We start from the raw sequence: 24,602 nt of genomic DNA, 5'->3' as shown, positions 1-24,602 counted from the left end.
CAATCTGATGCCAAAAGTAGCATTATTTAAACAAGATGGTACTCAAGCTGGCGATATCGAATTAAACGAATCCGTTTTCGGTATTGAACCAAATAAAAGCGTGCTTTTCGACGCTGTTATTATGCAGCAAGCATCACAGCGCCAAGGAACACATGATGTAAAGAACCGTTCCGAAGTTGCTGGTGGTGGACGCAAGCCATGGAAACAGAAAGGTACTGGACGTGCTCGTCAAGGATCTATCCGTTCTCCGCAATGGGTTGGCGGTGGAGTGGTTTTCGGACCAACACCAAGAAGCTATTCTTACAAATTACCTAAGAAGGTTCGTCGCTTAGCTATTAAATCAGCGCTATCTTCTAAGGTTCTAGATAACGACTTGATCGTTTTAGAAGGACTTGCATTCGATGCTCCTAAAACAAAGGAAATGAAGCAAGTGCTTGCAAATCTATCCGCAGATCGTAAAGCATTAGTTGTAACGGCTGATTACAATGACGCTGTTGCATTATCTGCACGTAACATCCCTGGCGTAACAGTTGTTACGGCTAACGGCGTTAGTGTTCTTGACGTGTTAAACCACGACAAGCTTCTTATGACTAAAGACGCTGTGGAAAAAGTAGGGGAGGTGCTCGCATAATGGAAGCTCGTGATGTGATTAAGCGCCCCGTTATTACAGAGCGTTCTACTGAAATAATGGCTGACAAAAAATACACGTTCGAAGTAAATCCTCGTGCTACTAAGACTCAAATCAAAGGCGCACTAGAAGAAATCTTTGGCGTAAAAGTACAAACAGTAAACACTGCTAACTACAAAGGTAAGTTCAAGCGTGTAGGCCGTCATACTGGTTATACATCTAAACGTAAAAAAGCAGTAGTTACACTAACTCCAGAAAGCAAAGAACTCGACTTTTTTGAAGGAGTTTAAAAAGAACTCGTAAAGGAGGGAAATTACAATGGGTATCAAAAAGTTTAAACCGACAACTAACGGTCGTCGTAACATGTCTCAGCTTGACTTTGCTGAAATCACGACTGACCAGCCAGAAAAATCCTTGCTTGCTCCTCTTAGCAAAAAAGCTGGGCGTAACAACCAAGGTAAACTAACTGTTCGTCACCAAGGTGGAGGACACAAGCGTAAGTATCGTATCATCGATTTCAAACGTAACAAAGATGGAATACCAGGTCGCGTTGCTACAATCGAGTACGATCCAAACCGTACAGCAAACATCGCTCTAATCCATTACGCAGATGGTGAGAAGCGTTATATCCTAGCTCCTAAAGGAATTAAGGTTGGACAAGAAATCATGTCTGGTACTGAAGCTGACATCAAAGTAGGTAATGCTTTACCGTTAGCTAACATTCCTGTAGGTTCTACAATTCACAACATCGAACTTAAGCCTGGTAAAGGTGGACAATTAGCTCGTTCAGCTGGTGCTGAAGCTCAACTTCTTGGTAAAGAAGAAAGATATGCGCTAGTTCGTCTAGGTTCTGGTGAAGTTCGTATGATCCTTCTTACTTGCCGTGCAACAATCGGTCAAGTTGGTAACTTAGAACATGAACTTGTAAACGTTGGTAAAGCAGGTCGTTCTCGTTGGAAGGGTATCCGCCCAACAGTTCGTGGTTCTGTAATGAACCCTAACGATCACCCGCACGGTGGTGGTGAAGGACGCGCTCCAATCGGACGTAAATCACCAATGTCTCCATGGGGCAAACCAACTCTTGGATATAAAACTCGTAAGAAAAACAGCCAAACTGACAAGTACATTGTACGTCGTCGCAAAAAATAATGTGATTGTCCTACGGTTCAATCGAGCCGTAGCGCAAACACAAAGGGAGGTTCTCAAATGGGTCGCAGTTTGAAAAAAGGGCCTTTTGTAGATGACCACTTGATGAAAAAGGTCGAGGCACTTAATGAATCTAACGACAAGAAAGTAGTTAAAACTTGGTCTCGTCGTTCTACGATTTTCCCTGACTTCATCGGTCACACAATCGCTGTTTATGATGGTCGTAAGCACGTGCCGGTATATGTAACAGAAGATATGGTCGGTCACAAGCTAGGTGAATTCGCACCTACTCGTACTTACAAAGGCCATGCAGCTGATGATAAGAAAACTAGACGTTAATTGAGGGGAGGTACACAAAATGGAAGCAAAAGCAATTGCTAAACAAGTGCGTATTGCTCCTCGTAAAGCTCGTATCGTTATCGACTTGATTCGAGGCAAGCAAGTAGGTGAAGCACTTGCGATTCTACGTTTGACGCCTAAAGCAGCTTCTCCTGTAATCGAAAAGGTGCTTAAGTCTGCTATCGCAAACGCAGAACACAACTATGAAATGGAACCGAACAACTTAGTGATTAAGCAAGCGTTCGTTGATGAAGGAATTACTCTTAAGAGATTCCGTCCACGTGCCATGGGTCGTGCGAGCCGTATCAACAAACGTACTAGCCACATCACAATCGTTGTTTCTGAAAAGAAGGAGGGTTAAGACGTGGGTCAAAAAGTAAATCCAACAGGTCTACGTATTGGCGTCATCCGTGACTGGGATTCTAAATGGTACGCAGAAAAGGATTACGCTAATCTTTTACATGAAGACATTAAGATCCGTTCTTATATTGAAAAGCGTCTAAAAGATGCTGCTGTATCAGGTGTAGAGATCGAACGTGCAGCTAATCGTGTAAATATCACAATCAAAACTGCTAAGCCAGGAATGGTAATCGGTAAAGGTGGATCTGAAGTAGAATCACTTCGTAAAGCTCTTAACGATATGACTGGCAAGCGAGTTCATGTTAACATCTTTGAAATCAAACAAGCAGACGTTGATGCTAAGCTAGTTGCTGAAAACATCGCTCGTCAACTTGAAAACCGTGTATCTTTCCGTCGTGCAATGAAGCAGGCGATCCAACGTGCAATGCGTATGGGTGCGAAAGGTATCAAAACTCAAGTATCAGGCCGTCTTGGCGGAGCTGATATCGCTCGTTCTGAACATTATAGTGAAGGTACTGTTCCTCTTCACACACTTCGTGCAGATATCGACTATGGTACTGCTGAAGCAGACACAACTTACGGTAAGCTTGGAATTAAAATCTGGATTTATCGTGGTGAGGTCCTTCCAACAAGAGGAACGAAAAAAGAGGAAGGAGGCAAATAATTATGTTATTGCCAAAACGTGTTAAATATCGTCGTGAACACCGCGGTAAAATGCGTGGGAACGCTAAAGGCGGTACAGAAGTTCATTTCGGAGAATTCGGTTTGCAAGCTCTAGAAGCTAGCTGGATTACTAACCGTCAGATCGAAGCTGCTCGTATTGCGATGACTCGTTATATGAAGCGTGGCGGTAAAGTATGGATCAAAATTTTCCCTTCTAAGCCTTACACTGCAAAGCCTCTAGAAGTCCGAATGGGTTCCGGTAAAGGTGCTCCTGAAGGATGGGTAGCAGTTGTTAAGCCAGGAAAAGTTATGTTTGAAATCGCTGGTGTCTCTGAAGAAGTGGCACGCGAAGCGTTGCGTCTTGCAGCACACAAACTTCCTGTAAAATGTAAGTTTGTTAAACGCGAAGAAGTGGGTGGTGACACAAATGAAGGCTAATGATATTCGTAACCTGACCACTGCAGAAGTTGAACAAAAAGCAAAAGCACTTAAAGAAGAGCTTTTTAACCTTCGTTTCCAACTAGCGACAGGTCAATTAGAAAACCCGGCCCGCATTCGTGAAGTTCGTAAAGCAATTGCCCGTGCAAAAACGGTTTTACGTGAAAGAGAGCTTGGGATTACTAACGGTTAATTCTTGAGAGGAGGTTCGCACAATGAGTGAACGTAACCAGCGCAAGGTGTACACTGGTCGTGTTGTTTCTGACAAGATGGACAAAACGATTACAGTACTTGTTGAAACATACAAGACACACTCTTTATATAACAAGCGCGTTAAATACTCTAAAAAGTTAAAAGCGCATGATGAAAACAACACTGCTAAGATCGGTGATATCGTTAAGGTTATGGAAACGCGTCCGCTTTCCAAAGACAAGCGATTCCGTTTGGTAGAAGTTGTTCAAGAAGCAGTAATTATTTAATAAATTGTTCGGATTATACTCATATCCGAAAGGAGGTCCATTCGCATGATTCAACAAGAATCCCGTTTAAGAGTAGCTGATAACTCTGGTGCGAAAGAGCTACTTTGCATTAAAGTTCTTGGTGGTTCTGGTCGTAAGTACGCTAACATTGGTGACATTATCGTTTGTTCGGTTAAGTCCGCAACACCAGGTGGCGTTGTTAAGAAAGGTGACGTTGTTAAAGCGGTAGTGGTACGTTCTAAGCGTGGTATGCGCCGTAACGACGGATCTTACATCCGCTTTGATGAAAACGCGGCTGTAATCGTAAAGGATGACAAAGGTCCTCGAGGAACTCGTATCTTCGGACCTGTAGCACGTGAACTTCGTGACAAGCAATTTATGAAAATCGTATCTCTTGCTCCAGAAGTTCTTTAATATATTTACTAGCAAGGCTCTTATTGTCTTGTAAGGAGGTGCAGCTCACAATGCCATTGCATGTGAAAAAAGGCGATAAAGTTCAAGTAATTTCAGGCAAGGATAAAGGCAAACAAGGTGTGATCCTTGAAGCTTATCCAAAGCTTAATAGAGTGCTTGTTGAAGGCGTAAACGTTGTTAAAAAACACGCAAAACCTTCTCAGGCTAATCCGCAAGGCGGAATTCTTAGCCAAGAAGCACCAATTCATGCTTCTAACGTAATGCCTCTTGACCCTAAAACTGGTGCTCCTACTCGTGTAGGCTACAATGTAGTTGATGGGAAAAAAGTTCGTGTGGCCAAAAAATCTGGTGAAACCCTAGATAAATAAGTCTCAGAGTGAAAGGAGGACACATAATGAACCGTCTACAAGAGCGATATAAATCAGAGATCTTACCATCTCTTATGGAAAAGTTTAATTACACTTCAGTAATGCAAGCGCCAAAGATTGAAAAAATCGTTATCAACATGGGTGTTGGTGAAGCAGTTACCAACTCTAAAGTGTTAGATACAGCAGTAGAGGAACTTACAGCAATCGCTGGTCAAAAGCCTGTGATTACTCGTGCTAAAAAGTCCATCGCTGGATTTAAGCTTCGTGAAGGTATGCCGATCGGATCAAAAGTTACACTTCGCGGAGAGCGTATGTATGACTTCCTTGATAAGCTGATCAGCGTTTCACTTCCACGTGTTCGTGACTTCCGCGGGGTTTCTAAGAAATCTTTCGACGGTCGCGGTAACTACACGCTAGGTGTTAAAGAACAATTGATCTTCCCTGAGATCGATTATGATAAAGTAAACAAAGTTCGCGGAATGGACATCGTTATTGTAACGACTGCGAACACTGACGAAGAAGCTCGTGAGCTTCTAACACAAGTCGGAATGCCATTCCAAAAATAACCTTTAGCCAAAGGAGGTTTACCCGTGGCAAAGAAGTCAATGATTGCTAAGCAACAACGCAAGCAAAAGTTCCAAGTGCAAGAGTACACGCGCTGTGAACGTTGCGGGCGTCCTCATTCAGTAATCCGCAAGTTCAAATTATGTCGTATTTGTTTCAGAGAACTTGCTCACAAAGGTCAAATTCCTGGCGTTAGAAAAGCCAGCTGGTAATACCCTGAAAAAAGGGAAGGAGGTAACTAGTAATGGTTATGACAGATCCAATTGCAGATATGCTTACTCGTATCCGCAACGCAAACACTGTTCGTCACGATAAGTTGGAGCTTCCTGCTTCTAATATGAAAAAAGAAATAGCTGAAATCCTAAAGCGTGAAGGTTTTGTTCGCGATGTGGAGTATGTAGAGGACAGCAAACAAGGAATGATTCGCATCTTCCTTAAGTACGGTTCTAACAATGAGCGTGTAATCTCAGGTCTTAAGCGTATCTCAAAGCCTGGTTTACGTGTTTATGCAAAATCAAGTGAACTTCCACGTGTTCTTGGAGGACTTGGAATTGCGATCGTATCTACTTCAAAAGGCATTATGACTGATAAAGAAGCTCGCCAATCACAAATGGGCGGCGAAGTACTAGCGTACGTTTGGTAATAAAAAGCGAATGGAGGTGTCATCATGTCTCGCGTAGGTAACAAACCGATAGAAGTTCCAGGCGGCGTTACGATCACTGTTGCATCTGACAACACTGTATCTGTAAAAGGCCCTAAAGGTGAACTTTCTCGCAAATTTAATGCTGACATTAAAATTAATCAACAAGATAACTTAATTACAGTGGAACGCCCGAGCGACCACAAAGAGCACCGTGCATTGCATGGTACTACTCGCAGCGTATTGAACAACATGGTAATCGGTGTAACAAACGGCTATGAAAGAGCTCTTGAAATTATCGGGGTTGGATATCGTGCTTCCAAAGCTGGTAACAAGCTTGTACTTAACGTTGGTTACTCTCACCCAGTTGAAATCGTACCTGAACAAGGAATCGACATCGAAGTACCTTCAAACACAAAGGTAATCGTTAAGGGTATTGACAAGCAACGTGTTGGTGAAGTTGCTGCAAACATCCGTTCAGTTCGTTCACCTGAGCCTTACAAAGGTAAGGGTATTCGTTACGAAGGTGAATTCGTACGCCGTAAAGAAGGTAAAACAGGTAAATAAAGCCGTTAGGTAGCGGAAAGGAGTGCAAAGGATGATCACGAAAGCAGATAAGAATGTCGCTCGTAAGAAAAGACATGCTCGTGTTCGCCGCGTTGTAAGCGGAACAGCACAACGTCCTCGTTTGAACGTATTCCGTTCTACAAAGCACATCTATGCTCAATTGATCGATGATCAAGCAGGTGTAACAATTGTATCTGCATCTTCCCTTGATAAAGGTGTAAGTGTAGAAAACGGTGGAAACGTAGATGCTGCTAAAGCGATTGGTGAAGAAATCGCAAAGCGCGCAGTCGAAAAAGGAATCAAATCGGTTGTATTTGACCGTGGCGGATATTTATATCACGGACGTATTAAAGCATTAGCAGACGCAGCTCGTGAAGCTGGGTTAGAATTTTAATCGAAGGAGGGAACCTGATGCGTATCGACCCTAACAAACTTGAACTTGAAGAACGCGTCGTTACGGTTAACCGTGTAGCTAAGGTAGTAAAAGGTGGACGTCGTTTCCGCTTTGCTGCAGTGGTTGTCGTAGGTGACAAAAATGGTCACGTTGGATTCGGTACTGGTAAAGCCCAAGAGGTACCAGAAGCGATCCGTAAGGCGATTGAAGATGCTAAGAAAAACTTAGTAACTGTACCGATTGTAAAAACAACAATTCCTCACCAAGTAGTTGGACGTTTTGGAGCAGGTAACGTATTCTTAAAGCCTGCATCTGAAGGTACTGGGGTAATTGCTGGTGGACCTGTACGTGCGGTATTGGAGCTTGCTGGTGTAGGTGACATCCTTTCTAAGTCACTTGGATCTAACAACCCAATCAACATGGTTCGTGCAACAATCGAAGGATTGAAAAATTTAAAGCGTGCTGAAGACGTTGCGAAACTTCGTGGCAAATCAGTACAAGAGCTTTTAGGTTAAGGAGGGAATTTTAGATGGCTAAGAAATTAGAAATCACCCTCACTCGCAGTGTTATCGGCCGTCCGGAAAACCAGCGTGTTGTTGTTAAGACACTAGGTTTGCGCAAAATGCACCAGACAGTTGTGCACGAAGATAACGCGGCTATCCGCGGTATGGTTAACAAGGTATCTCACCTTTTAACAGTGAAAGAATTAGAAGCTTAATAAGATAAATAAATCATGAGGAGGTGCTCAGATGAAACTTCATGAGTTGAAGCCATCAGAAGGATCCCGTAAAGTTCGCAACCGTGTTGGTCGCGGTATCGGATCAGGAAATGGTAAAACAAGTGGTCGAGGACATAAAGGTCAAAACTCACGTTCAGGCGGTGGAGTAAGACCAGGATTCGAGGGTGGACAAAATCCACTGGCACGTCGTTTACCGAAGCGCGGATTCACAAACCCTACTCGTAAAGAGTATGCAGTTGTAAATCTTGAGAAGCTTGTACGTTTTGAAGAGGGCACAGAGGTAACTCCTGAACTTCTTCTTGAAACAGGAGTAGTAAGCAATCTTAAAAACGGTATTAAAGTATTAGGTAATGGCAAGTTGGAAGTTAAGCTTACAGTTAAGGCGCACAAATTCTCTGTTTCTGCTAAAGAAGCAATTGAAGCAGCGGGCGGAACTACTGAGGTGATCTAATGTTCCAGACAATCTCCAACATTATGCGTGTGGGTGATCTGAGAAACAAAATATTGTTTACACTTGCGATGCTGGTGGTGTTCCGTCTTGGAACATTCATTCCAGTTCCTGGTGTGAATCGCGATGTACTGAAATTCAGTTCAGGCGACAGTGCTAACATTTTTGGTTTTTTAAATACGTTTGGCGGTGGAGCGTTACAAAACTTCTCCATTTTCGCTATGGGTATCATGCCGTATATTACAGCATCGATCATCGTGCAGCTTTTGCAGATGGACGTTGTGCCGAAATTTACGGAATGGAGTAAGCAAGGTGAAGTTGGGCGAAAGAAATTAGCTCAGTTTACACGTTATGGAACGATCGTGCTTGGATTTATCCAGGCAATCGGTATGTCTATCGGTTTTAACAATCTTTTTCCAGGACTTATTCAAAACCCTAGCATGACTACGTATCTATTTATCGCGTTAGTTTTAACTGCAGGTACTGCATTCTTAATGTGGTTAGGTGAGCAGATTACCCTTAAGGGGATTGGAAACGGAATTTCAGTTCTAATTTTTGCGGGGATTGCCGCAGCTATTCCTACAGCAGTTAACCAGCTTTTCACAACTCAATTCGAAGGCGGCAACGACCAGATGTTCATGAACATTGTTACGGTTGTACTGCTGGCGATTGCAGTTGTACTCATCATTATGGGTGTTATCTTTATTCAACAAGGTGTTCGGAAAATCCCGATTCAGTATGCAAAACGGGTCGTTGGAACAAAGCCTGTTGGCGGCCAGTCTACTCATCTTCCGATAAAAGTTAACGCAGCAGGTGTTATCCCGGTTATCTTTGCGATTTCCTTGATTATCACACCAAGAACTGTTGCAGGCTTCTTCGGACAGAATGATGTTACGGCTTGGATTATCAACACGTTTGACTACACGAAGCCAGTCGGAATGATTATATATGCGCTCCTAATTATCGGATTCTCGTATTTCTATACGTTCATCCAGGTAAATCCGGAGCAAATGGCGGAAAACTTAAAAAAGCAGGGTGGATACATTCCTGGCATTCGTCCAGGGGCTAACACTCAAACTTATATAACAAGAATTCTGTATCGATTAACGTTTGTTGGATCTCTATTCCTGGCTGCAATTGCAGTCCTGCCAGTTGTCTTTACAGCAATTCCAGGTTTGAACCTTCCGCCAGCCATTCAAATTGGTGGAACAAGCTTGCTGATTGTTGTAGGTGTGGCACTAGACACCATGAAGCAAATTGAGAGCCAGCTGATCAAGCGGCACTACAAAGGCTTCATTAAATAAGGGCGTGGGAAGATTATTCTTCCCGGCATGCTCTGTTTAAAAAAGACGATTGTGATTTATGGAGGGATTAGATGTATCTAGTCTTAATGGGATTACCCGGAGCAGGTAAGGGTACTCAAGCAGAAAGAATTGTTGAGAAGTACGGAATTCCACATATCTCTACTGGAGATATGTTCCGAGCAGCAATTAAAGAGGAGACTCCTCTTGGACTTGAGGCAAAATCGTACATGGATGCGGGTAACCTCGTTCCTGACGAAGTTACAATCGGCATCGTACGAGACCGACTTTCTAAAAAGGACTGCGAAAAAGGATTTTTACTAGATGGATTCCCTCGGACAGTTGCCCAAGCGGAAGCCCTGGAAGAGATCACACAAGAGCTTTCCCGTAAGATTGATTATGTTCTAAACATTTCAGTTGATTCGGATAAGCTTATGCAGCGATTAACGGGTCGTCGGATTTGCCAAACATGCGGAAGCACGTATCATGTAATATTCAACCCGCCAAAGGTTGAAGGAGTATGTGATAAAGACGGCGGTACGCTTATCCAACGTCAAGATGATAATGAAGAGACCGTTCGAAACCGTTTAGATGTAAACATGAAGCAGGCTAAACCACTGCTTGATTTTTATGGTGATAAAGGTTACCTGAAAAACATTAATGGTGATCAGGATATCGACAAAGTCTTTCAAGACATTGACCAACTTATTGGGGGATTGGCGAAATGATTATCTGCAAAACACCGCGAGAGATTGAAATCATGCGGGAGGCAGGTCGCATCGTTGCCTTAACTCATCAAGAGTTAAAAAAACACATTAAGCCTGGCATAACTACTAAGGAACTGGACAAAATTGCTGATAAGTTTATCCGCAGCCAAGGTGCAATTCCTTCATTTAAAAACTATAATGGTTTTAGCGGAAGCATCTGTGCTTCTGTTAATGAAGAACTTGTACATGGGATTCCAGGTAAACGCGTACTGAACCATGGCGACATTATCTCTATAGATATTGGGGCGAAGTACAACGGATATCATGGTGATTCCGCTTGGACGTATGGAGTTGGAGAGATTTCTGAGGAAGCTCAAAAACTACTGGATGTAACCGAAGAGTCTTTATATAGAGGACTTGAAAAAGCAAAAGCCGGTGCCCGGTTAACTGATATTTCTCATGAGATACAAAAGTATGCTGAGGAAGAAGGTTTTTCTGTTGTCCGCGAATATGTCGGACACGGGATAGGCCAGGACTTGCATGAGGACCCGCAAATTCCTCATTACGGACCGCCTGGTAAAGGGCCGGTACTGAAAAAGGGCATGGTTCTAGCAATTGAACCGATGATTAATGCGGGAACTCGCTATGTTCGAACATTATCCGATAACTGGACGGTTGTCACAACGGATGGCAAATGGTGTGCTCACTTTGAACACACAGTTGTCATTACGGAGGAAGGCTTTGAAATCTTAACAAAGATCTAGGTGAAGGTGATGAGATGGTAAGCGAATCTGATTCGGTACCGAATTTAGGACAGCTGGTTCGGATACTAAAAGGAAGAGACGCAGATCGGTTGGGTGTTATAGTCGGCATTCTCGATGGACGTTTTGTTCTCGTAGCCGATGGCGACAAGCGAAAGTTCGATCGCGCCAAACGAAAAAACCTGAACCATTTAGAGCTGCTGGATTTTATTTCTCCGGAAGTTGTTAAAAGCATTCTTGAAACAGGTCGTGTAACCAATGGCAAATTGCGTTATGCAGTAGCGAAGTTTTCCGACGAGAAAGTCATTGCTCTGAAGAAGGGAGATCAAGTCGATGGCTAAAGATGATGTTATCGAGGTAGAAGGTACAGTTATTGAACCTTTACCGAACGCCATGTTTCGTGTTGAACTAGAAAACGGACACAAAGTTCTAGCGCACGTTTCTGGAAAAATTCGCATGCACTACATTCGAATTCTTCCAGGAGATAAAGTAACCGTAGAATTGTCTCCGTATGACTTATCACGTGGTCGTATAACGTATCGTTTTAAATAATCAATGTACTCCGTGACATAAGGAGGTTATAAAAAATGAAGGTAAGACCATCAGTCAAGCCAATATGTGAAAAGTGTAAAGTGATTCGCCGCAGAGGCACTGTAATGGTGATCTGTGAAAATCCGAAACATAAACAAAAACAAGGTTAATATACAGGAGGTGCAAAAATTATGGCACGTGTTGCAGGTGTAGATATTCCTCGTGATAAGCGAGTAGTAATCTCATTAACATACATCTTCGGTATCGGTAAAACAAAAGCACAGCAAATTCTTGCTCAAGCTGGCGTTTCTGAAGATACACGAGTTCGTGATCTTACTGAAGATGAATTAAATAAAATCCGCGAAGTCATCGATGGACACAAAGTGGAGGGTGACCTTCGCCGTGAAGTTTCATTAAACATCAAGCGTCTAATCGAGATCGGAGCATATCGTGGTGTTCGTCATCGTCGTGGATTACCAGTACGTGGTCAAAACACGAAGAACAACTCCCGTACTCGTAAAGGACCTCGTCGTACTGTAGCGAATAAGAAAAAGTAAGTAAAGGAGGTAAACTCTAAATGGCAAAAGCACGTAAGACTAATACACGTAAGCGTCGTGTCAAAAAGAATGTTGAAGTCGGCGTAGCACATATCCGTTCTACATTCAACAACACGATCATTACGATTACTGACACGCACGGGAACGCAATCTCTTGGGCGACTGCTGGTCACCTAGGATTTAAAGGTTCTCGTAAGTCTACTCCGTTCGCAGCACAAATGGCAGCTGAAACAGCTGGTAAAACTGCAATGGAACATGGTATGAAGACGTTGGAAGTATCCGTTAAAGGACCTGGAGCTGGACGTGAAGCAGCAATCCGTGCCCTTCAAGCGGTAGGCTTAGAAGTAACAGCTATTCGTGATGTTACTCCTGTACCTCACAACGGTTGCCGTCCGCCAAAACGCCGTCGTGTGTAACAATATACACGGTATATAATTCCTTAACTTGTCTATAATGGTTATAGTAAAAGTTTTGGCAAAAGATAAGTCGGAATGCCTATGGGGAATTTCGGCTGGAACAATCCAGCCGAGATTCGACGTTTGAAGGAGGGTTCAGTTGAATGATCGAAATCGAAAAGCCAAGAATTGAGACGGTTGAAATCAGCGACGATGCCACATACGGAAAGTTTGTTGTTGAACCACTTGAACGTGGATACGGGACTACACTAGGCAACTCCTTGCGTCGTATCTTGTTGTCCTCACTACCTGGTGCAGCAGTTACATCTATTCAGATTAATGGCGTATTGCATGAGTTCTCAACAGTTGAAGGTGTGGTTGAAGATGTTACTACAATCATCTTGAACTTAAAGAAGCTTGCAATGAAGATTTACTCTGATGAAGAAAAGACACTTGAAATCGACATCCAAGGTGAAGGCGTCGTAACAGCTGGTGACATTACTCATGACAGCGATGTAGAAATCCTTAATCCGGATCTTCATATCGCAACACTTGCAAAGGGAGCTCATTTCCAAATGAAGCTTCACGCAAGACGTGGTCGTGGTTATGTACAGGCAGAAGGCAATAAACGCGAAGATCTGCCGATCGGTGTTATTCCTGTTGATTCAATTTACACACCAGTTTCTCGTGTGAATTATCAAGTGGAAAACACTCGTGTAGGACAAGTAACAAACTATGATAAGCTAACGCTTGATGTATGGACAGATGGGAGCATTCGTCCAGAGGAAGCAGTTTCTCTTGGTGCGAAGATCATTAGCGAACATTTAAACATTTTTGTTGGCTTAACAGATCAGGCTCAGAACGCTGAGATTATGGTAGAAAAAGAAGAAGACCAAAAGGAAAAAGTTCTTGAAATGACTATTGAAGAACTTGATCTTTCTGTTCGTTCTTACAACTGCCTAAAGCGTGCTGGCATTAATACAGTACAAGAACTTGCGAATAAGTCTGAAGAAGACATGATGAAAGTACGCAACCTTGGCAAGAAGTCTCTTGAGGAAGTTCAAGAGAAACTTGATGAGCTAGGTCTTTCATTACGCGCTGACGATTAATTCGTAATACGCGCTTTTTCAAGACGAGAGAGAAACGCGCAGAGGAGGGAATACAAGCATGGGATACCAAAAGTTAGGTCGTGTATCTGCGGTTCGTAAAGCAATGCTTCGTGATTTAGCTACTGATTTAATCATCAACGAGCGTATTGAAACTACAGAAGCACGTGCAAAAGAAGTTCGTAAATTTGCTGAAAAAATGATTACGCTTGGTAAGCGTGGAGACCTTCATGCTCGCCGTCAAGCTGCATCGTTCCTTCGTAACGAAGTAGCAGACAGTGAGTCTGGCCAAAGATCTCTTCAAAAACTTTTCAGTGATCTTGCACCTCGCTATGCTGAGCGTAACGGTGGTTACACTCGCATCGCAAAAATCGGCCCTCGCCGTGGTGATGGTGCACCAATGGTTATCATTGAATTAGTATAATAAACGTTACTTAAAGGGCGGGATCAAGTCTTCGATGACAATCTTGCCCTTTTTTATTTGTTTTAAAGGCTGATTCATAGATGTGATGAGTAAGAGTTGATTTGCGCTCCAGGTGCTCGCTTTCCGCGGGGCGTGCGGTGAGCCTCCTGACGCTTTGCGCCTTTAGGAGTCTCACCTGTCCCACTCGTCCCGCTGGAGTCTCGCACCTTGCGCTCCAATCAACTAGTCAGGGAAGCAAAAAAACAAAACAAAAAAGCAATCTTTTTTAAAAGTCTTTTTAAACCCATTGTTGAATGTAAAGGAATTCTGGGACACTCTAGCCTTTGCATTAGCACTAAATAGAAGAGCTTATTAAAAAACTAGAGCAGAGAGCAGCTTAGAATAGCAGCAGCTAAGAGGAGGATGTCACATGGAAAACATCATTTCGGTTAAAGATGTGACCTTTTTTTATCCGGGAGAAGAGACAGCTACATTAAAGAATGTCAGCTTAGACGTATATAAAGGCGAATGGCTGTCCATTGTCGGCCATAACGGCTCTGGCAAGTCTACTTTAGCCAAGTTGCTGAATGGACTGCTGCTGCCAAATGAGGGTACTGTAAATGTATCTAAGTACGTAACAGCACGCCAGGATGATATATGGGAAATTCGGAGGCAGGTAGGAATGGTTTTTCAGAATCCTGATAATCAATTTGTCGGGACGAGTGTTCAAGACGATATTGCATTTGGCCTTGAAAACTTCGGTGTACCCCGTGAAGAGATGATTAAGCGGATCAATGAAAGTGTTCAGCGGGTCGGCATGGAAGCTTTCTTAAATCAAGAACCGCATCAATTATCTGGCGGTCAAAAACAGAGAGTAGCGATTGCGGGTATTCTAGCACAAAAGCCTTCTGTCATTGTATTAGATGAAGCCACTTCAATGCTCGATCCAATCGGCAGGATTGAAGTGATGGAAACAGTTCGTGAACTCAATCAAAATGAAGGCATAACTGTTATTTCAATCACTCATGATTTAGAGGAAGCGCTAAGTGCAGACAGAGTCGTCGTCATGAAAATGGGGGAAAAAGCAGCAGAAGGGAAACCTGATTCTATCTTTCAGCAGCGTGAATTACTGAAATCTGCTGGTCTGGATTTACCGTTTTCACTAAAATTAAGCGAAGCTCTTCGCCGGCAGGGAGTCGAGCTTGATAGAGGCTATTTAACGCAGGAAGAGCTGGTGAATGCATTATGGAAATTAGCATAAAGCAACTCGAACATCGTTATATGCAAGGAACACCATTTGAAAGAAGGGCTCTTCATGATGTGAATCTAGACATCTCTGATGAAACGTTCTTCGCTCTCATCGGACATACGGGGTCTGGAAAATCGACACTTATTCAGCATTTGAATGGCCTGTTGAAACCTTCGACTGGTTCTATAAAAATGGGTGACATCCTTTTAGAGGCTGGAGGAAAAAAGCAAGATTTAAAGCCGCTTCGCAAAAAGGCAGGAATCGTATTTCAATATCCGGAACATCAGCTGTTTGAAGAAACAGTTGAAAAGGACATCATGTTTGGTCCCCGCAACTTTGGGATGCCGGAGGAAGAAGCGAAAAATACAGCATCAAGAGTGATCGAAATGGTAGGACTGCCGCAAACGGTTTTAAGTAAATCTCCGTTCGACCTAAGCGGCGGTCAGATGAGAAGAGTAGCAATCGCCGGTGTGCTTGCTATGAATCCAGAAGTCCTTATTCTTGATGAACCGACTGCAGGACTGGATCCATCGGGCCGTGTAGAAATCATGGATCTATTTTACGATCTTCATCAAAAAAACAAGTTAACAACTGTGCTTGTAACTCACAGCATGGAGGATGCTTCCAAATATGCGGATGAGATTGCTGTGATGCATAAGGGTGAACTTTATCTGCACGGGAAGCCAAGCGAAATTTTTAATGAGAGAAAAGCACTTCAAGAGGCAGGATTGGATGTACCTGAAACGGTTCAATTTCTTTTGAAATGGAACGAGAAGTCAGGACAGAATCTGTCACTGTCGGATTTTACGATAGAAGAACTGGCTAAAAGTCTTGGACAAGCTCTCAAGAAGAGGGGGAGCTAGCATGCTGCAAAACGTAATTATCGGTCAGTATTACCCGGCATTGTCTCCTCTCCACAGGATGGATTCACGCTCAAAGCTGATCGCTGCATTCTTTTATTTGTTCATTGTCTTTCTAGCTAACAACTGGATCACATACGGGCTGCTGATTGCTTTTACGGCTATCACCATCTCAGCTTCCAAAGTTCCGCTGCGTTTTTTATATAAAGGACTAAAGCCCATCCTTATTCTCGTTGTATTTACGATGCTCCTGCACATCTTTTTAACAAAAGAAGGAGACGTGCTTTATAAAGCGGGCTGGTTTGAAATATATGAAGGCGGAGTGATCCAAGGTATTTTTATCGCGATGAGACTTTTATTGCTTGTGTTAATGACCTCCTTGCTTACCCTGACTACAACACCGATTGATATTACAGACGGACTTGAACATCTGCTTGGTCCGTTGAAAAAATGGAAGCTGCCTGTCCATGAGTTTGCTTTGATGATGTCGATATCACTGCGTTTTATACCGACACTTTTACAAGAGACAGAGAAGATCATGAAAGCACAGATGGCACGAGGCGCAGACTTCACAAGCGGTCCGATTAAAGAACGGGCAAAAGCCTTTGTTCCGCTTCTTGTTCCTTTGTTTGTATCTTCGTTTAAACGTGCAGAAGAGCTTGCGCTTGCTATGGAAGCAAGAGGCTACCGCGGCGGTGAAGGCAGAACAAGATTAAGAGCGCTGGAGTGGCATAAACGGGATACATTGGCTTTAGTTCTGCTGATCTTGCTCACATTATCCCTAGCTCTATTACGCAGTTAAAAGGAGAAAGAACAATGGCTCGTATGAAAGTAACCGTAGCTTATGACGGAACAGATTTTGCCGGATACCAAATACAGCCTAGCGGAAGAACGGTTCAAGGCACGATTCAGTCTGTTCTTCAAAAGATGCATAAAGGAGAGGCTGTACAGATTTCAGCCTCTGGCCGCACTGATGCCGGTGTGCATGCGGTCGGCCAAGTGTTTCATTTTGATACAGAAATGAATATACCAAGTGATGCCTGGGGTAAAGCTTTAAACGCGATGCTGCCTAATGACATTTTTATAAAAGATGTAGTGGAAGTAAGTGAAGCGTTTCATTCCCGGTTTTCGGCACAAAGCAAAGAGTATCATTACAAACTGCTCTTAAGTAAACAGCCTGATGTTTTTAGAAGGAACCATATGTTTCATTATCCGTACCCATTGAACATTAGAGATATCCAAAAAGCGTGCAGCTATTTTTTAGGCACTCATGATTTTACTTCTTTTTCATCTGCACGTTCAGAAGTAGCGGATAAGGTAAGAACGATCTTTGCATTGGAATTGATTGAAGAAGGTGAGACCCTGACTTTTAAAATCAAAGGCAGCGGCTTTTTGTATAACATGGTGAGGATTATTACTGGAACACTTTTAGAGGTTGGACAAGGCAAAAGAAAGTCTGATGAGATTATGGCAATCATTGCAGGACAAGATCGTGCATTGGCTGGAAAAACAGCACCTTCTCATGGACTTTATTTACACCGGGTAAATTACGAAGAGAATCATGAATAATATTTAGGATACGCTTGACATCGTTGTTTATATATTATAAGATATTATTTGGTATTTCTAAAGATATCGTCCACATGCCCCGGAGATATTTTGGGAAATGTTCACATTGAATATAATTGAATTTGATTGAAGATACAGGAGGGAAAACACATGCGTACGACTTTCATGGCGAAAGCTTCTGAAGTAGAACGTAAATGGTTTGTGATCGACGCTGAAGGCAAGACTCTTGGACGTCTATCCAGTGAAGTTGCTTCTATCCTTCGCGGTAAGCATAAGCCTATTTATACACCACACGTTGACACTGGTGATCACGTGATCATCATCAACGCGGAAAAGATCGAATTAACAGGTAAGAAATTAACAGACAAAATTTATTACCGCCACACGGGTCACCCAGGTGGACTTCGTACGAGAACTGCATTAGAAATGCGTACAACTCGTCCGGTCCAAATGCTTGAGCTAGCAATCAAAGGTATGCTTCCAAAGAACAGCCTTGGTCGCCAAATGTTCAAAAAGCTTCACGTATATGCTGGAGCTGAGCACAATAATCAAGCACAAAAACCTGAAAACTACGAGTTACGCGGATAAAAAGGAGGGTATTTACGTGGCACAAGTACAATATTATGGCACTGGACGTCGTAAGCACTCCGTAGCGCGTGTACGATTAGTTCCTGGTGAAGGCCGTATCGTTATCAACGGACGTGACATTGACGAATTTTTCGGATTAGAAACATTAAAGCTTATCGTTAAGCAACCACTTAACACAACTGAAACAACTGATAAGTATGACGTATTAGTAACTGTTCATGGCGGTGGATACACTGGACAAGCAGGAGCTATCCGTCACGGTATCTCTCGTGCGCTTCTAGAAGCAGATCCTGAGTACCGCGGATCTCTTAAAGCAGCTGGATTCCTTACTCGTGACGCTCGTATGAAAGAGCGTAAGAAGTACGGACTTAAAGGCGCTCGTCGTGCACCTCAGTTCTCAAAACGTTAATCTTTATACGTTTATCAAAACCCTGTTCTCTTTGGAGAGCGGGGTTTTTTGTTTTATTAGGCTTTATGCGGTGTACATTTGTCGAGGATTGTAAACTCGTGGATAAATCATCATTTTTTGTGGATTGGGTGCAAAAACTCGTGGATTCAAGAGCTGAACTTCTGGATTCAAGGCTAAAACTTTTGGATTCATTAAGAAAGGATCTTCTTGTCCACCAGATATTCTTCTTAACGCAATGCCAGCTTTTCCCTTACCATCTTTTATGCAGTGTCGATAATCCTTCCTTTGAGAAAAATAAAGGTAAGGAAAAACAATGCGTAAAGTAAAAACGCAGGAAGGGGAGAAAGAATGGCTATCGTTTTAAACAACTTCAGAGAAAAACAGCGCTATAAAAAAGAAAATTTCGAGCGGAAAGTTCTTCGCGATTTATCGCTTGCTAATATAAAAAAGGAATTTCAGCGGTTGTTCCAGCCGTTTTTCCAATACTCGCTTCTTTATCAAAATGATATTGAGGACGCATGCATTGATTTGGCTATTGACGCATATCTGCTAGGCGCAGGTTACAGCCGTTTCGCATACCACGGTGAAACACTGGAAAAAATTAAAGATCGTTCATATGAAAAACAAAAAGCGATCGCAGACGGACTTTTTGAATATTGGCAGTTCTGGTGCTGGGGTACAGAGATGATGATGGAATCACTGCACCTCTGCTGTGAAGCCTTTATCCATATTTGGTGGATGGAAGGTTACAGAAACGGTGAAAAACGCTACAGGATGAAACTGCAATAAGCTTCAATAAGTTATAAATTCTTTCTTGTCCCATATACATAGTGATATAGGCTTGTATAGGGGGACAAAACATGAAGAAGTGGGTGAAGGGAGCCGCATTTGCATTAGGGTGCGCAGTCCTTATCTTTATTTTCACCTATCGTATTTTAGATAATGATTCGTGGCGTGCATGGAACTTGCCGCTATCCGGGAAAATTATCGTTATCGATCCCGGCCATGGCGGTGCAGATGGCGGTGCTGTTGGTGATGGTGAAGTGCTGGAAAAAGAAATCGCCTTAAACATCTCAGTTATGCTGCGAGATTATTTGCAAGAAGCGGGAGCGCTTGTTATCATGACCCGTGAGACAGACAAAGACTTGGCTGAAAAAGGAACAAGAAAGCTCAGGCATCGAAAATGGGAAGATTTAAAAGAACGTAAAAGAATCATTAACGAAAATCATGCGGACTTATTTATCAGTATTCATTTAAATTCTTTGCCTTCCTCCAGATGGAGAGGCGCTCAAGTGTTTTACCATCCTGGAAGAGAAGAGGGTGAAGCGGTATCGCTATTTATTCAAGATGAGATAAAGCGGAATCTTGAAAATACGAACCGGTTCGCTAAATCAATTGAGGGGCTTTACCTGCTCCGGTCAGCTGAAGTTCCAGGCGCATTAGTTGAAGTTGGTTTCTTATCTAATCCGACAGAACGCGAATTGCTAAAGACGAAATCGTACCAGCAAAAAGTGGCTGCTTCTATTTATCAAGGTATGCTCAGGTACTATACAAATGAAACTCCTCCTAAAACTCCTTATGACTAAGGAGTTTTTTCTTTTTCTAAAGCTTTTTTTGTAAAAATTTGTTGCTATGAGAAGTGGTTGATTTCCGGTCCAGGTGCTCACTTTTCCGCGGGGCGTGCGGTGAGCCTCCTCGGCGTAAGGCGCCTGCGGGGTCTCACCTGGCACGCTGCTCCCGCAGGAGTCTCACACCTTCCGCTCTAATCAACTTGTCAACGAGGAGTATTTTTAAAACAACCTAAAAAAAACAGTAAAAGAGAGTAAAGAAAACCGCTTTCATGCTAGTCCTGTAAGGTTGTGATATACTGAAAAGGAATTTTAGAGGTAAAGGATGTGTCTATGTGCTTACAGAAGAAAAAGTAATCGAGCTGTTAAGTTCTATTCAAGACCCTTATTTACATAAAAGCATGGTGGACTCCGGAAGTATTCGTGAGCTTAAAATAAAAGAAGGCTATGTTGGTTTAAAGATCGGTCTTGCGCATACAGGAACACCAGAACAAATGCAGCTGCAGCAGCAGATCGTACAAGTTCTTAAGAACGCTGGCGTCGAGTCAGTCGGTTTGCGCTTTGAAAAAAGAGATGATGTTCAGACAGATAGCCAGCCGCAGCAGCAGACCGGTGCTCCAACACTTCTGTCCGAAAACAGCAAGACTGAGTTTATTGCGATCGCAAGCGGTAAAGGCGGAGTAGGTAAGTCAACGGTTTCCGTCAACTTAGCAGTAGCACTTGCGAGATTAGGAAAAAAAGTCGGATTGATCGACGCAGACATTTATGGATTCAGTGTTCCGGATATGATGGGAATCACTGAGCGTCCTAAAGTAAAAGGCGATCGTATTTTTCCTGTTGAGCGCTTTGGAGTAAAAGTCATTTCCATGGCATTCTTTGTAGAAGACAACGCACCTGTTATTTGGCGCGGACCGATGCTTGGTAAAATGCTGATGAATTTCTTTAGCGAAGTAGAATGGGGAGACCTCGATTATGTTCTTCTCGACCTTCCTCCTGGAACAGGGGATGTTGCATTAGACGTTCATAAGATGCTTCCAAAATGTAAAGAAGTAATCGTAACAACGCCTCATGCGACTGCAGCGTTTGTTGCAGCAAGAGCTGGAACGATGGCGATTAAGACAAACCATGAAGTTATTGGGATTGTAGAAAACATGGCTTATTTCCAAAGCGAGTCCACTGGCGAAAAAGAGTATGTTTTCGGCAAAGATGGAGGAAAGCGATTAGCCGAAGAATTAAACGTTCCTTTGCTTGGGCAGATTCCATTAGGACAGCCTGAAATTAAAGAAGATGATTTTGCTCCAAGTGTGTATGAGCAGACTCATCCAATCGGTGAGCATTATATCAATATGGCTAAGACCATAATTGAAAAAACAAAATAAAAAATTCGGGGCTGCCAAAAGTAAGTTTACCTTACTTTTGGGACAGCCCCTTTATTGTGCGTTCGATTGTTCCTGCTCTTGCTGACCGCCGCCAGATGCTTCTTTTTCCTTTTTCGAAATGGACTGATCGATTTCATCATGTGCCACTTTTTTCAGCATTTCTTGAATCTGAGCTTGAACGATAGGACTTTCAAATGTTTCAAGCATTACTTTTTTCATTTCTTTTCGTACAGGCTGAGTATCTACAAGCCCTAGAAGCTTTTGTGCCATTTGCGGATTTTGCATGATTTTCATTACTTCTGCCTGATACTGCGGATCTTTTATAAGATCCTTCATCAGCTTTTCGTGTTCTTTTCGCATACTTTTTGCAAAAGCTACAGAGAACTTAGGGTCTTTAAAAAGTGTCTGCCAGAACTTCTGTCCTTTTTCAGAAAGAAGCTGCTGTTCAATCGTCTGTTTTACGACTTCTTGATCAATCAGGATTTCCTGCTGAATTTCTTTATCGGATAATACTTCTTTTATTGCTTTTTTTCCTTCATCTGTTTTTAATAAGTCGACAAACATCTTCTTTGTCGTTTCATAATCCATCTGGGAACTTCCCTGGGCTTCATTTTGAGCACAGCCCGTAAGAGAGGCCAGAATGATACAAAAGAGGAAAATGTATATTTTTTTCAACTGGTTTCCTCCTCCTTTCAAGTGGGCTATATATCATTAGGATTGATTTTTAAGACTTATTTATACTGGTTATTTAAAGGAAAACTGGCAATTTAAAAAGGACATTGGTACAATCGTAACGGAGCAAGTTAGAGGGGGAAAACAAGCGTGAAAATCAAAAGTTGGCTCTTTTTATTCATAACCACACTTTTAATCGGAATTGTGAGTGCCATCACGGTAGGACTCATATTGAAATTTCCTGAGAACAGCACCATGTTGGAGCTGTTATTATACATTTTTGGACTGATCGGCTTTGGAGCCCTTTTCAGTGTTTTTAGCCAGATGGGCTTCTTTGCTTATTTGACTGTTCACCGTTTTGGCTTAGGTATCTTTAAGAGTCACCGCCTATGGAATGGTGTACAGCTTGTTCTTATCGCTGTAGTACTGTTCGATTTATTTTATTTAAGATATGCTTCCTTCCATAAAGAAGGCGAGAGTATTGTGAACTATATCGTTATTCCACTGGCGATTTTAGGATATGGTTTGATCATTGCATATTTAAAAGTTAAACAAACATCAAACGTAGCATTTATCCCGACGCTTTTCTTTATTACGGTTGTAACCATTCTGGAATGGGTGCCGGTGCTTAAAGAAAACAATTCTCTATCCCTTTGGATGGGTTTCGTTCCGTTAATGCTATGTAATACGTATCAAATTTTAATGCTGCACAGATTGCTGCAGAAGAACAATCAAAAAAAGCCCATTGCATCTTAAATGCACGGGCTTTTTGCTTTTTATCAGTTAACTTCTTTGCTGCTTGCTTCTGTATTGGCAATCATCTCACTGACGCTTACCAGTTTAAAACCGTCGCCTTTTAATTTATCAATAATTTGCGGAAGTGCTTTATGTGTTTGCTTAACTGAATCAGATGCATGAAGCAGAATGATATCTCCTGCTTTCGTGCCGTCAGTTGCTGAAGTAACAATCTTGTCTACACCTGGGTTTTTCCAGTCCTTCGTATCAATGCTCCAATGAACAACGGTATGATTCAAGTCTTCAGAAATATTAAGAACACGCTCATCGAAATTCCCATTCGGCGGACGAAGAAGAGAAGTCATTTTGCCTGAAACCTTTTTGATTTTTTCTTGAGCTAAAAGAATATCCCTCTTGATCTGTTTATCTTCCCACTCGGTATAGCTTTTATATTGATAACCGAGACTCGCAACCTCATGACCATCTTTCACGATTCGTTCAACAATATCAGGATGTCTTTCAGCCCATGCAGCTGATAAGAAGAAGGTACAATTCTTTACACCTTTTTCTTTTAAAATATCCAGGATCGGTGTAACCCGTTTGTCTCCCCAGCTGATGTCAAAGGTCAAGGAAACTTTATTACCCTGATCTTCCCCTTTGTATATAGCCCGAGGACCGTCTTTTGAAGAGAAGACGGATAGCTGCTGCTGTCCCACGAAAGCGAGGGAGGCAGCAAAAAATGCTGCAAACACAACAACCATGTATTGTTTTACTTTCCTACCGTTTATGACAAAGAAAAATTTCATTTACACTTTACCCCCTTGTCCATACTTCCTTACAGAATATTTATGACTCTCTGGACAAGATATGACGGATATTTAAGAAAAACCAAAAAATAATAACAGAGCTTTTTCGTGGCAATAATGATAAAAGAAAATGCTAAGCGGGGTGTTTTGTTTTGATAGGAATGCTGTTGAATCATCAGGAAATTAATGAATTCGAATATGTACTCAAAAAAGAAATGGAAGAACTGATGTATGATCTAGAAGATCAAAAAATTGATGGGATCGTAAAATCAGTCCTTGAAGAAAGGTATCAAATCATTTATCGTTTATTCTGCCGGTTTGCAAAACCAGCCGATTGCAGAAGGTATTTAAGAGCAAAACAAAGAAATTAATTTTTTTCTGAAAAACTGTTGACCATTACATATACATGGTGGTATATTATTTCTTGTCGCTTTTACAGCGGCGTTACAAACAAATTAAGATTCACTAAAAAAAGCGGTTGACATCAGCTGTTAAACGGTGGTATCTTATANCTTTTATGGAGAGTTTGATCCTGGCTCAGGATGAACGCTGGCGGCGTGCCTAATACATGCAAGTCGAGCGAATGAAGAGGAGCTTGCTCCTCTGATTTAGCGGCGGACGGGTGAGTAACACGTGGGTAATCTGCCTGTAAGACGGGGATAACTCCGGGAAACCGGGGCTAATACCGGATAATAAGAAGAAACGCATGTTTCTTTTTTGAAAGTCGGTTTCGGCTGACACTTACAGATGAGCCCGCGGCGCATTAGCTAGTTGGTGAGGTAACGGCTCACCAAGGCGACGATGCGTAGCCGACCTGAG

The 24,602-nt window shown here is 42.4% G+C and carries 42 protein-coding genes and 1 rRNA gene; 41 read left to right on the top strand and 2 right to left on the bottom strand.

Annotated features, from left to right (window positions below; all coding sequences use genetic code 11):
• The first annotated feature begins 7 nt into the window (after window positions 1–7).
• The 38 genes from rplD to ACFQ4X_RS16570 all read left to right on the top strand — a co-directional run bounded on the left by rplD (window position 8) and on the right by ACFQ4X_RS16570 (window position 21,570).
• Entirely contained in the window at window positions 8–631 is a 624-nt protein-coding gene (gene rplD, locus ACFQ4X_RS16755; protein WP_379837256.1) for a 50S ribosomal protein L4, read from the top strand.
• Entirely contained in the window at window positions 631–918 is a 288-nt protein-coding gene (rplW, locus tag ACFQ4X_RS16750; protein ID WP_066237959.1) for a 50S ribosomal protein L23, read from the top strand. Before rplD ends, rplW begins: the two co-directional genes overlap by 1 nt.
• Window positions 919–946: 28 nt before the next feature.
• Complete coding sequence (rplB, locus tag ACFQ4X_RS16745; protein WP_379837254.1) at window positions 947–1,777, top strand: 50S ribosomal protein L2; 831 nt, start codon at window positions 947–949, stop codon at window positions 1,775–1,777.
• A gap of 57 nt (window positions 1,778–1,834) precedes the next feature.
• Window positions 1,835–2,113 (top strand): 30S ribosomal protein S19, encoded by a 279-nt coding sequence (gene rpsS, locus ACFQ4X_RS16740; RefSeq protein ID WP_066285535.1) that lies wholly within the window; start codon window positions 1,835–1,837, stop codon window positions 2,111–2,113.
• 19 nt (window positions 2,114–2,132) lie between these two features.
• A complete protein-coding gene (gene rplV / locus ACFQ4X_RS16735) occupies window positions 2,133–2,474 on the top strand; it encodes a 50S ribosomal protein L22 (RefSeq protein WP_066237948.1) in 342 nt (113 codons plus the stop codon).
• Between the two features lie 3 nt (window positions 2,475–2,477).
• Window positions 2,478–3,137 carry a 30S ribosomal protein S3 gene (gene rpsC / locus ACFQ4X_RS16730; protein WP_379837252.1) on the top strand — a complete coding sequence of 220 codons (660 nt, stop codon included), beginning with the start codon at window positions 2,478–2,480 and terminating at the stop codon, window positions 3,135–3,137.
• A gap of 2 nt (window positions 3,138–3,139) precedes the next feature.
• Window positions 3,140–3,574 (top strand): 50S ribosomal protein L16, encoded by a 435-nt coding sequence (rplP, locus tag ACFQ4X_RS16725; protein ID WP_066237943.1) that lies wholly within the window; start codon window positions 3,140–3,142, stop codon window positions 3,572–3,574.
• A complete protein-coding gene (gene rpmC, locus ACFQ4X_RS16720; RefSeq protein WP_066237940.1) occupies window positions 3,564–3,767 on the top strand; it encodes a 50S ribosomal protein L29 in 204 nt (67 codons plus the stop codon). Before rplP ends, rpmC begins: the two co-directional genes overlap by 11 nt.
• 22 nt (window positions 3,768–3,789) lie before the next feature.
• Window positions 3,790–4,053: a 30S ribosomal protein S17 gene (gene rpsQ, locus ACFQ4X_RS16715; protein ID WP_077365520.1), complete on the top strand. Its 264-nt coding sequence runs from the start codon at window positions 3,790–3,792 to the stop codon at window positions 4,051–4,053.
• A gap of 45 nt (window positions 4,054–4,098) precedes the next feature.
• The gene (gene rplN, locus ACFQ4X_RS16710) at window positions 4,099–4,467 is read left to right on the top strand and encodes a 50S ribosomal protein L14 (protein WP_066285543.1); all 369 of its coding nucleotides are present in this window, start codon (window positions 4,099–4,101) and stop codon (window positions 4,465–4,467) included.
• Window positions 4,468–4,523: 56 nt separating this feature from the next.
• Complete coding sequence (gene rplX / locus ACFQ4X_RS16705) at window positions 4,524–4,835, top strand: 50S ribosomal protein L24 (RefSeq protein WP_066294477.1); 312 nt, start codon at window positions 4,524–4,526, stop codon at window positions 4,833–4,835.
• Between the two features lie 26 nt (window positions 4,836–4,861).
• Entirely contained in the window at window positions 4,862–5,401 is a 540-nt protein-coding gene (gene rplE, locus ACFQ4X_RS16700; protein WP_066285545.1) for a 50S ribosomal protein L5, read from the top strand.
• A gap of 24 nt (window positions 5,402–5,425) precedes the next feature.
• Window positions 5,426–5,611: a type Z 30S ribosomal protein S14 gene (locus ACFQ4X_RS16695; protein ID WP_066285547.1), complete on the top strand. Its 186-nt coding sequence runs from the start codon at window positions 5,426–5,428 to the stop codon at window positions 5,609–5,611.
• Between the two features lie 32 nt (window positions 5,612–5,643).
• Complete coding sequence (gene rpsH, locus ACFQ4X_RS16690) at window positions 5,644–6,042, top strand: 30S ribosomal protein S8 (protein ID WP_066285549.1); 399 nt, start codon at window positions 5,644–5,646, stop codon at window positions 6,040–6,042.
• A gap of 24 nt (window positions 6,043–6,066) precedes the next feature.
• Window positions 6,067–6,606, top strand: a complete 540-nt coding sequence (gene rplF / locus ACFQ4X_RS16685) for a 50S ribosomal protein L6 (RefSeq protein ID WP_066285552.1) — start codon at window positions 6,067–6,069, stop codon at window positions 6,604–6,606.
• Window positions 6,607–6,637: 31 nt separating this feature from the next.
• The gene (gene rplR / locus ACFQ4X_RS16680; RefSeq protein WP_066285554.1) at window positions 6,638–7,000 is read left to right on the top strand and encodes a 50S ribosomal protein L18; all 363 of its coding nucleotides are present in this window, start codon (window positions 6,638–6,640) and stop codon (window positions 6,998–7,000) included.
• A gap of 14 nt (window positions 7,001–7,014) precedes the next feature.
• On the top strand, window positions 7,015–7,515 hold the full coding sequence (rpsE, locus tag ACFQ4X_RS16675; RefSeq protein ID WP_066285555.1) for a 30S ribosomal protein S5: 501 nt from the start codon (window positions 7,015–7,017) through the stop codon (window positions 7,513–7,515).
• Between the two features lie 14 nt (window positions 7,516–7,529).
• Window positions 7,530–7,718: a 50S ribosomal protein L30 gene (rpmD, locus tag ACFQ4X_RS16670; protein ID WP_066285557.1), complete on the top strand. Its 189-nt coding sequence runs from the start codon at window positions 7,530–7,532 to the stop codon at window positions 7,716–7,718.
• A gap of 31 nt (window positions 7,719–7,749) precedes the next feature.
• A complete protein-coding gene (rplO, locus tag ACFQ4X_RS16665) occupies window positions 7,750–8,190 on the top strand; it encodes a 50S ribosomal protein L15 (protein ID WP_379837248.1) in 441 nt (146 codons plus the stop codon).
• Window positions 8,190–9,491, top strand: a complete 1,302-nt coding sequence (gene secY / locus ACFQ4X_RS16660; protein ID WP_379837246.1) for a preprotein translocase subunit SecY — start codon at window positions 8,190–8,192, stop codon at window positions 9,489–9,491. The genes rplO and secY overlap by 1 nt, the downstream gene beginning before the upstream one ends.
• A gap of 71 nt (window positions 9,492–9,562) precedes the next feature.
• Window positions 9,563–10,216: an adenylate kinase gene (locus ACFQ4X_RS16655; RefSeq protein WP_066285562.1), complete on the top strand. Its 654-nt coding sequence runs from the start codon at window positions 9,563–9,565 to the stop codon at window positions 10,214–10,216.
• Entirely contained in the window at window positions 10,213–10,959 is a 747-nt protein-coding gene (map, locus tag ACFQ4X_RS16650) for a type I methionyl aminopeptidase (protein WP_066285564.1), read from the top strand. The genes ACFQ4X_RS16655 and map overlap by 4 nt, the downstream gene beginning before the upstream one ends.
• A gap of 14 nt (window positions 10,960–10,973) precedes the next feature.
• Window positions 10,974–11,297, top strand: coding sequence for a KOW domain-containing RNA-binding protein (locus tag ACFQ4X_RS16645; RefSeq protein ID WP_066285567.1), 324 nt, complete (start codon window positions 10,974–10,976; stop codon window positions 11,295–11,297).
• Window positions 11,290–11,508: a translation initiation factor IF-1 gene (gene infA / locus ACFQ4X_RS16640; protein ID WP_066237890.1), complete on the top strand. Its 219-nt coding sequence runs from the start codon at window positions 11,290–11,292 to the stop codon at window positions 11,506–11,508. Before ACFQ4X_RS16645 ends, infA begins: the two co-directional genes overlap by 8 nt.
• Before the next feature lie 35 nt (window positions 11,509–11,543).
• Window positions 11,544–11,657: a 50S ribosomal protein L36 gene (gene rpmJ, locus ACFQ4X_RS16635; RefSeq protein ID WP_007203526.1), complete on the top strand. Its 114-nt coding sequence runs from the start codon at window positions 11,544–11,546 to the stop codon at window positions 11,655–11,657.
• 21 nt (window positions 11,658–11,678) lie between these two features.
• Window positions 11,679–12,044 carry a 30S ribosomal protein S13 gene (gene rpsM / locus ACFQ4X_RS16630; protein ID WP_066285569.1) on the top strand — a complete coding sequence of 122 codons (366 nt, stop codon included), beginning with the start codon at window positions 11,679–11,681 and terminating at the stop codon, window positions 12,042–12,044.
• 20 nt (window positions 12,045–12,064) lie between these two features.
• Window positions 12,065–12,460, top strand: coding sequence for a 30S ribosomal protein S11 (rpsK, locus tag ACFQ4X_RS16625; protein ID WP_066237883.1), 396 nt, complete (start codon window positions 12,065–12,067; stop codon window positions 12,458–12,460).
• A gap of 143 nt (window positions 12,461–12,603) precedes the next feature.
• On the top strand, window positions 12,604–13,548 hold the full coding sequence (locus ACFQ4X_RS16620; protein WP_379837243.1) for a DNA-directed RNA polymerase subunit alpha: 945 nt from the start codon (window positions 12,604–12,606) through the stop codon (window positions 13,546–13,548).
• 58 nt (window positions 13,549–13,606) lie between these two features.
• Window positions 13,607–13,969, top strand: coding sequence for a 50S ribosomal protein L17 (rplQ, locus tag ACFQ4X_RS16615; RefSeq protein ID WP_066285577.1), 363 nt, complete (start codon window positions 13,607–13,609; stop codon window positions 13,967–13,969).
• A 409-nt stretch (window positions 13,970–14,378) separates the two neighbouring features.
• Complete coding sequence (locus ACFQ4X_RS16610; protein ID WP_379837241.1) at window positions 14,379–15,209, top strand: energy-coupling factor ABC transporter ATP-binding protein; 831 nt, start codon at window positions 14,379–14,381, stop codon at window positions 15,207–15,209.
• Window positions 15,194–16,060 carry an energy-coupling factor ABC transporter ATP-binding protein gene (locus tag ACFQ4X_RS16605; protein WP_379837239.1) on the top strand — a complete coding sequence of 289 codons (867 nt, stop codon included), beginning with the start codon at window positions 15,194–15,196 and terminating at the stop codon, window positions 16,058–16,060. The genes ACFQ4X_RS16610 and ACFQ4X_RS16605 overlap by 16 nt, the downstream gene beginning before the upstream one ends.
• 1 nt (window position 16,061) lies before the next feature.
• Window positions 16,062–16,859, top strand: coding sequence for an energy-coupling factor transporter transmembrane component T family protein (locus tag ACFQ4X_RS16600; RefSeq protein ID WP_379837237.1), 798 nt, complete (start codon window positions 16,062–16,064; stop codon window positions 16,857–16,859).
• Between the two features lie 14 nt (window positions 16,860–16,873).
• Entirely contained in the window at window positions 16,874–17,626 is a 753-nt protein-coding gene (gene truA, locus ACFQ4X_RS16595; RefSeq protein WP_379837235.1) for a tRNA pseudouridine(38-40) synthase TruA, read from the top strand.
• A gap of 150 nt (window positions 17,627–17,776) precedes the next feature.
• The gene (gene rplM / locus ACFQ4X_RS16590; RefSeq protein ID WP_066237860.1) at window positions 17,777–18,214 is read left to right on the top strand and encodes a 50S ribosomal protein L13; all 438 of its coding nucleotides are present in this window, start codon (window positions 17,777–17,779) and stop codon (window positions 18,212–18,214) included.
• Between the two features lie 16 nt (window positions 18,215–18,230).
• Window positions 18,231–18,623: a 30S ribosomal protein S9 gene (rpsI, locus tag ACFQ4X_RS16585; protein WP_066237857.1), complete on the top strand. Its 393-nt coding sequence runs from the start codon at window positions 18,231–18,233 to the stop codon at window positions 18,621–18,623.
• Window positions 18,624–18,971: 348 nt separating this feature from the next.
• Window positions 18,972–19,412, top strand: a complete 441-nt coding sequence (locus tag ACFQ4X_RS16580; RefSeq protein WP_379837233.1) for a DUF2521 family protein — start codon at window positions 18,972–18,974, stop codon at window positions 19,410–19,412.
• A 71-nt stretch (window positions 19,413–19,483) separates the two neighbouring features.
• Window positions 19,484–20,209, top strand: coding sequence for an N-acetylmuramoyl-L-alanine amidase CwlD (gene cwlD, locus ACFQ4X_RS16575; protein ID WP_379837231.1), 726 nt, complete (start codon window positions 19,484–19,486; stop codon window positions 20,207–20,209).
• Window positions 20,210–20,526: 317 nt separating this feature from the next.
• A complete protein-coding gene (locus tag ACFQ4X_RS16570) occupies window positions 20,527–21,570 on the top strand; it encodes a P-loop NTPase (protein WP_379837229.1) in 1,044 nt (347 codons plus the stop codon).
• A gap of 51 nt (window positions 21,571–21,621) precedes the next feature.
• Here the strand turns inward: ACFQ4X_RS16570 and gerD are convergent, their stop codons facing one another.
• Window positions 21,622–22,245 carry a spore germination lipoprotein GerD gene (gene gerD / locus ACFQ4X_RS16565; protein WP_379837227.1) on the bottom strand — a complete coding sequence of 208 codons (624 nt, stop codon included), beginning with the start codon at window positions 22,243–22,245 and terminating at the stop codon, window positions 21,622–21,624.
• Between the two features lie 147 nt (window positions 22,246–22,392).
• Between gerD and ACFQ4X_RS16560 the strand changes: the two genes are divergently transcribed.
• Window positions 22,393–22,998: a KinB-signaling pathway activation protein gene (locus tag ACFQ4X_RS16560; RefSeq protein WP_379837225.1), complete on the top strand. Its 606-nt coding sequence runs from the start codon at window positions 22,393–22,395 to the stop codon at window positions 22,996–22,998.
• 23 nt (window positions 22,999–23,021) lie between these two features.
• Here ACFQ4X_RS16560 and pdaB read toward each other — a convergent pair whose 3' ends face one another.
• Complete coding sequence (pdaB, locus tag ACFQ4X_RS16555; RefSeq protein WP_379837223.1) at window positions 23,022–23,783, bottom strand: polysaccharide deacetylase family sporulation protein PdaB; 762 nt, start codon at window positions 23,781–23,783, stop codon at window positions 23,022–23,024.
• A gap of 161 nt (window positions 23,784–23,944) precedes the next feature.
• On the opposite strand from pdaB, the gene ACFQ4X_RS16550 reads away from it, so the two are divergent.
• Together ACFQ4X_RS16550 and ACFQ4X_RS16545 are read left to right on the top strand one after the other, a co-directional pair.
• Window positions 23,945–24,154: a hypothetical protein gene (locus tag ACFQ4X_RS16550; protein WP_379837302.1), complete on the top strand. Its 210-nt coding sequence runs from the start codon at window positions 23,945–23,947 to the stop codon at window positions 24,152–24,154.
• Between the two features lie 143 nt (window positions 24,155–24,297).
• A 16S ribosomal RNA gene (locus tag ACFQ4X_RS16545) occupies window positions 24,298–24,602 on the top strand; the annotation flags it as partial.

Origin of the sequence: Fictibacillus halophilus (genome assembly GCF_042680145.1) — a bacterium.
Classification (GTDB): domain Bacteria; phylum Bacillota; class Bacilli; order Bacillales; family Fictibacillaceae; genus Fictibacillus; species Fictibacillus halophilus_A.
The sequence above is the reverse complement of the archived record's forward strand: the minus strand, read 5'-3'. Positions and strand labels throughout refer to the sequence as shown.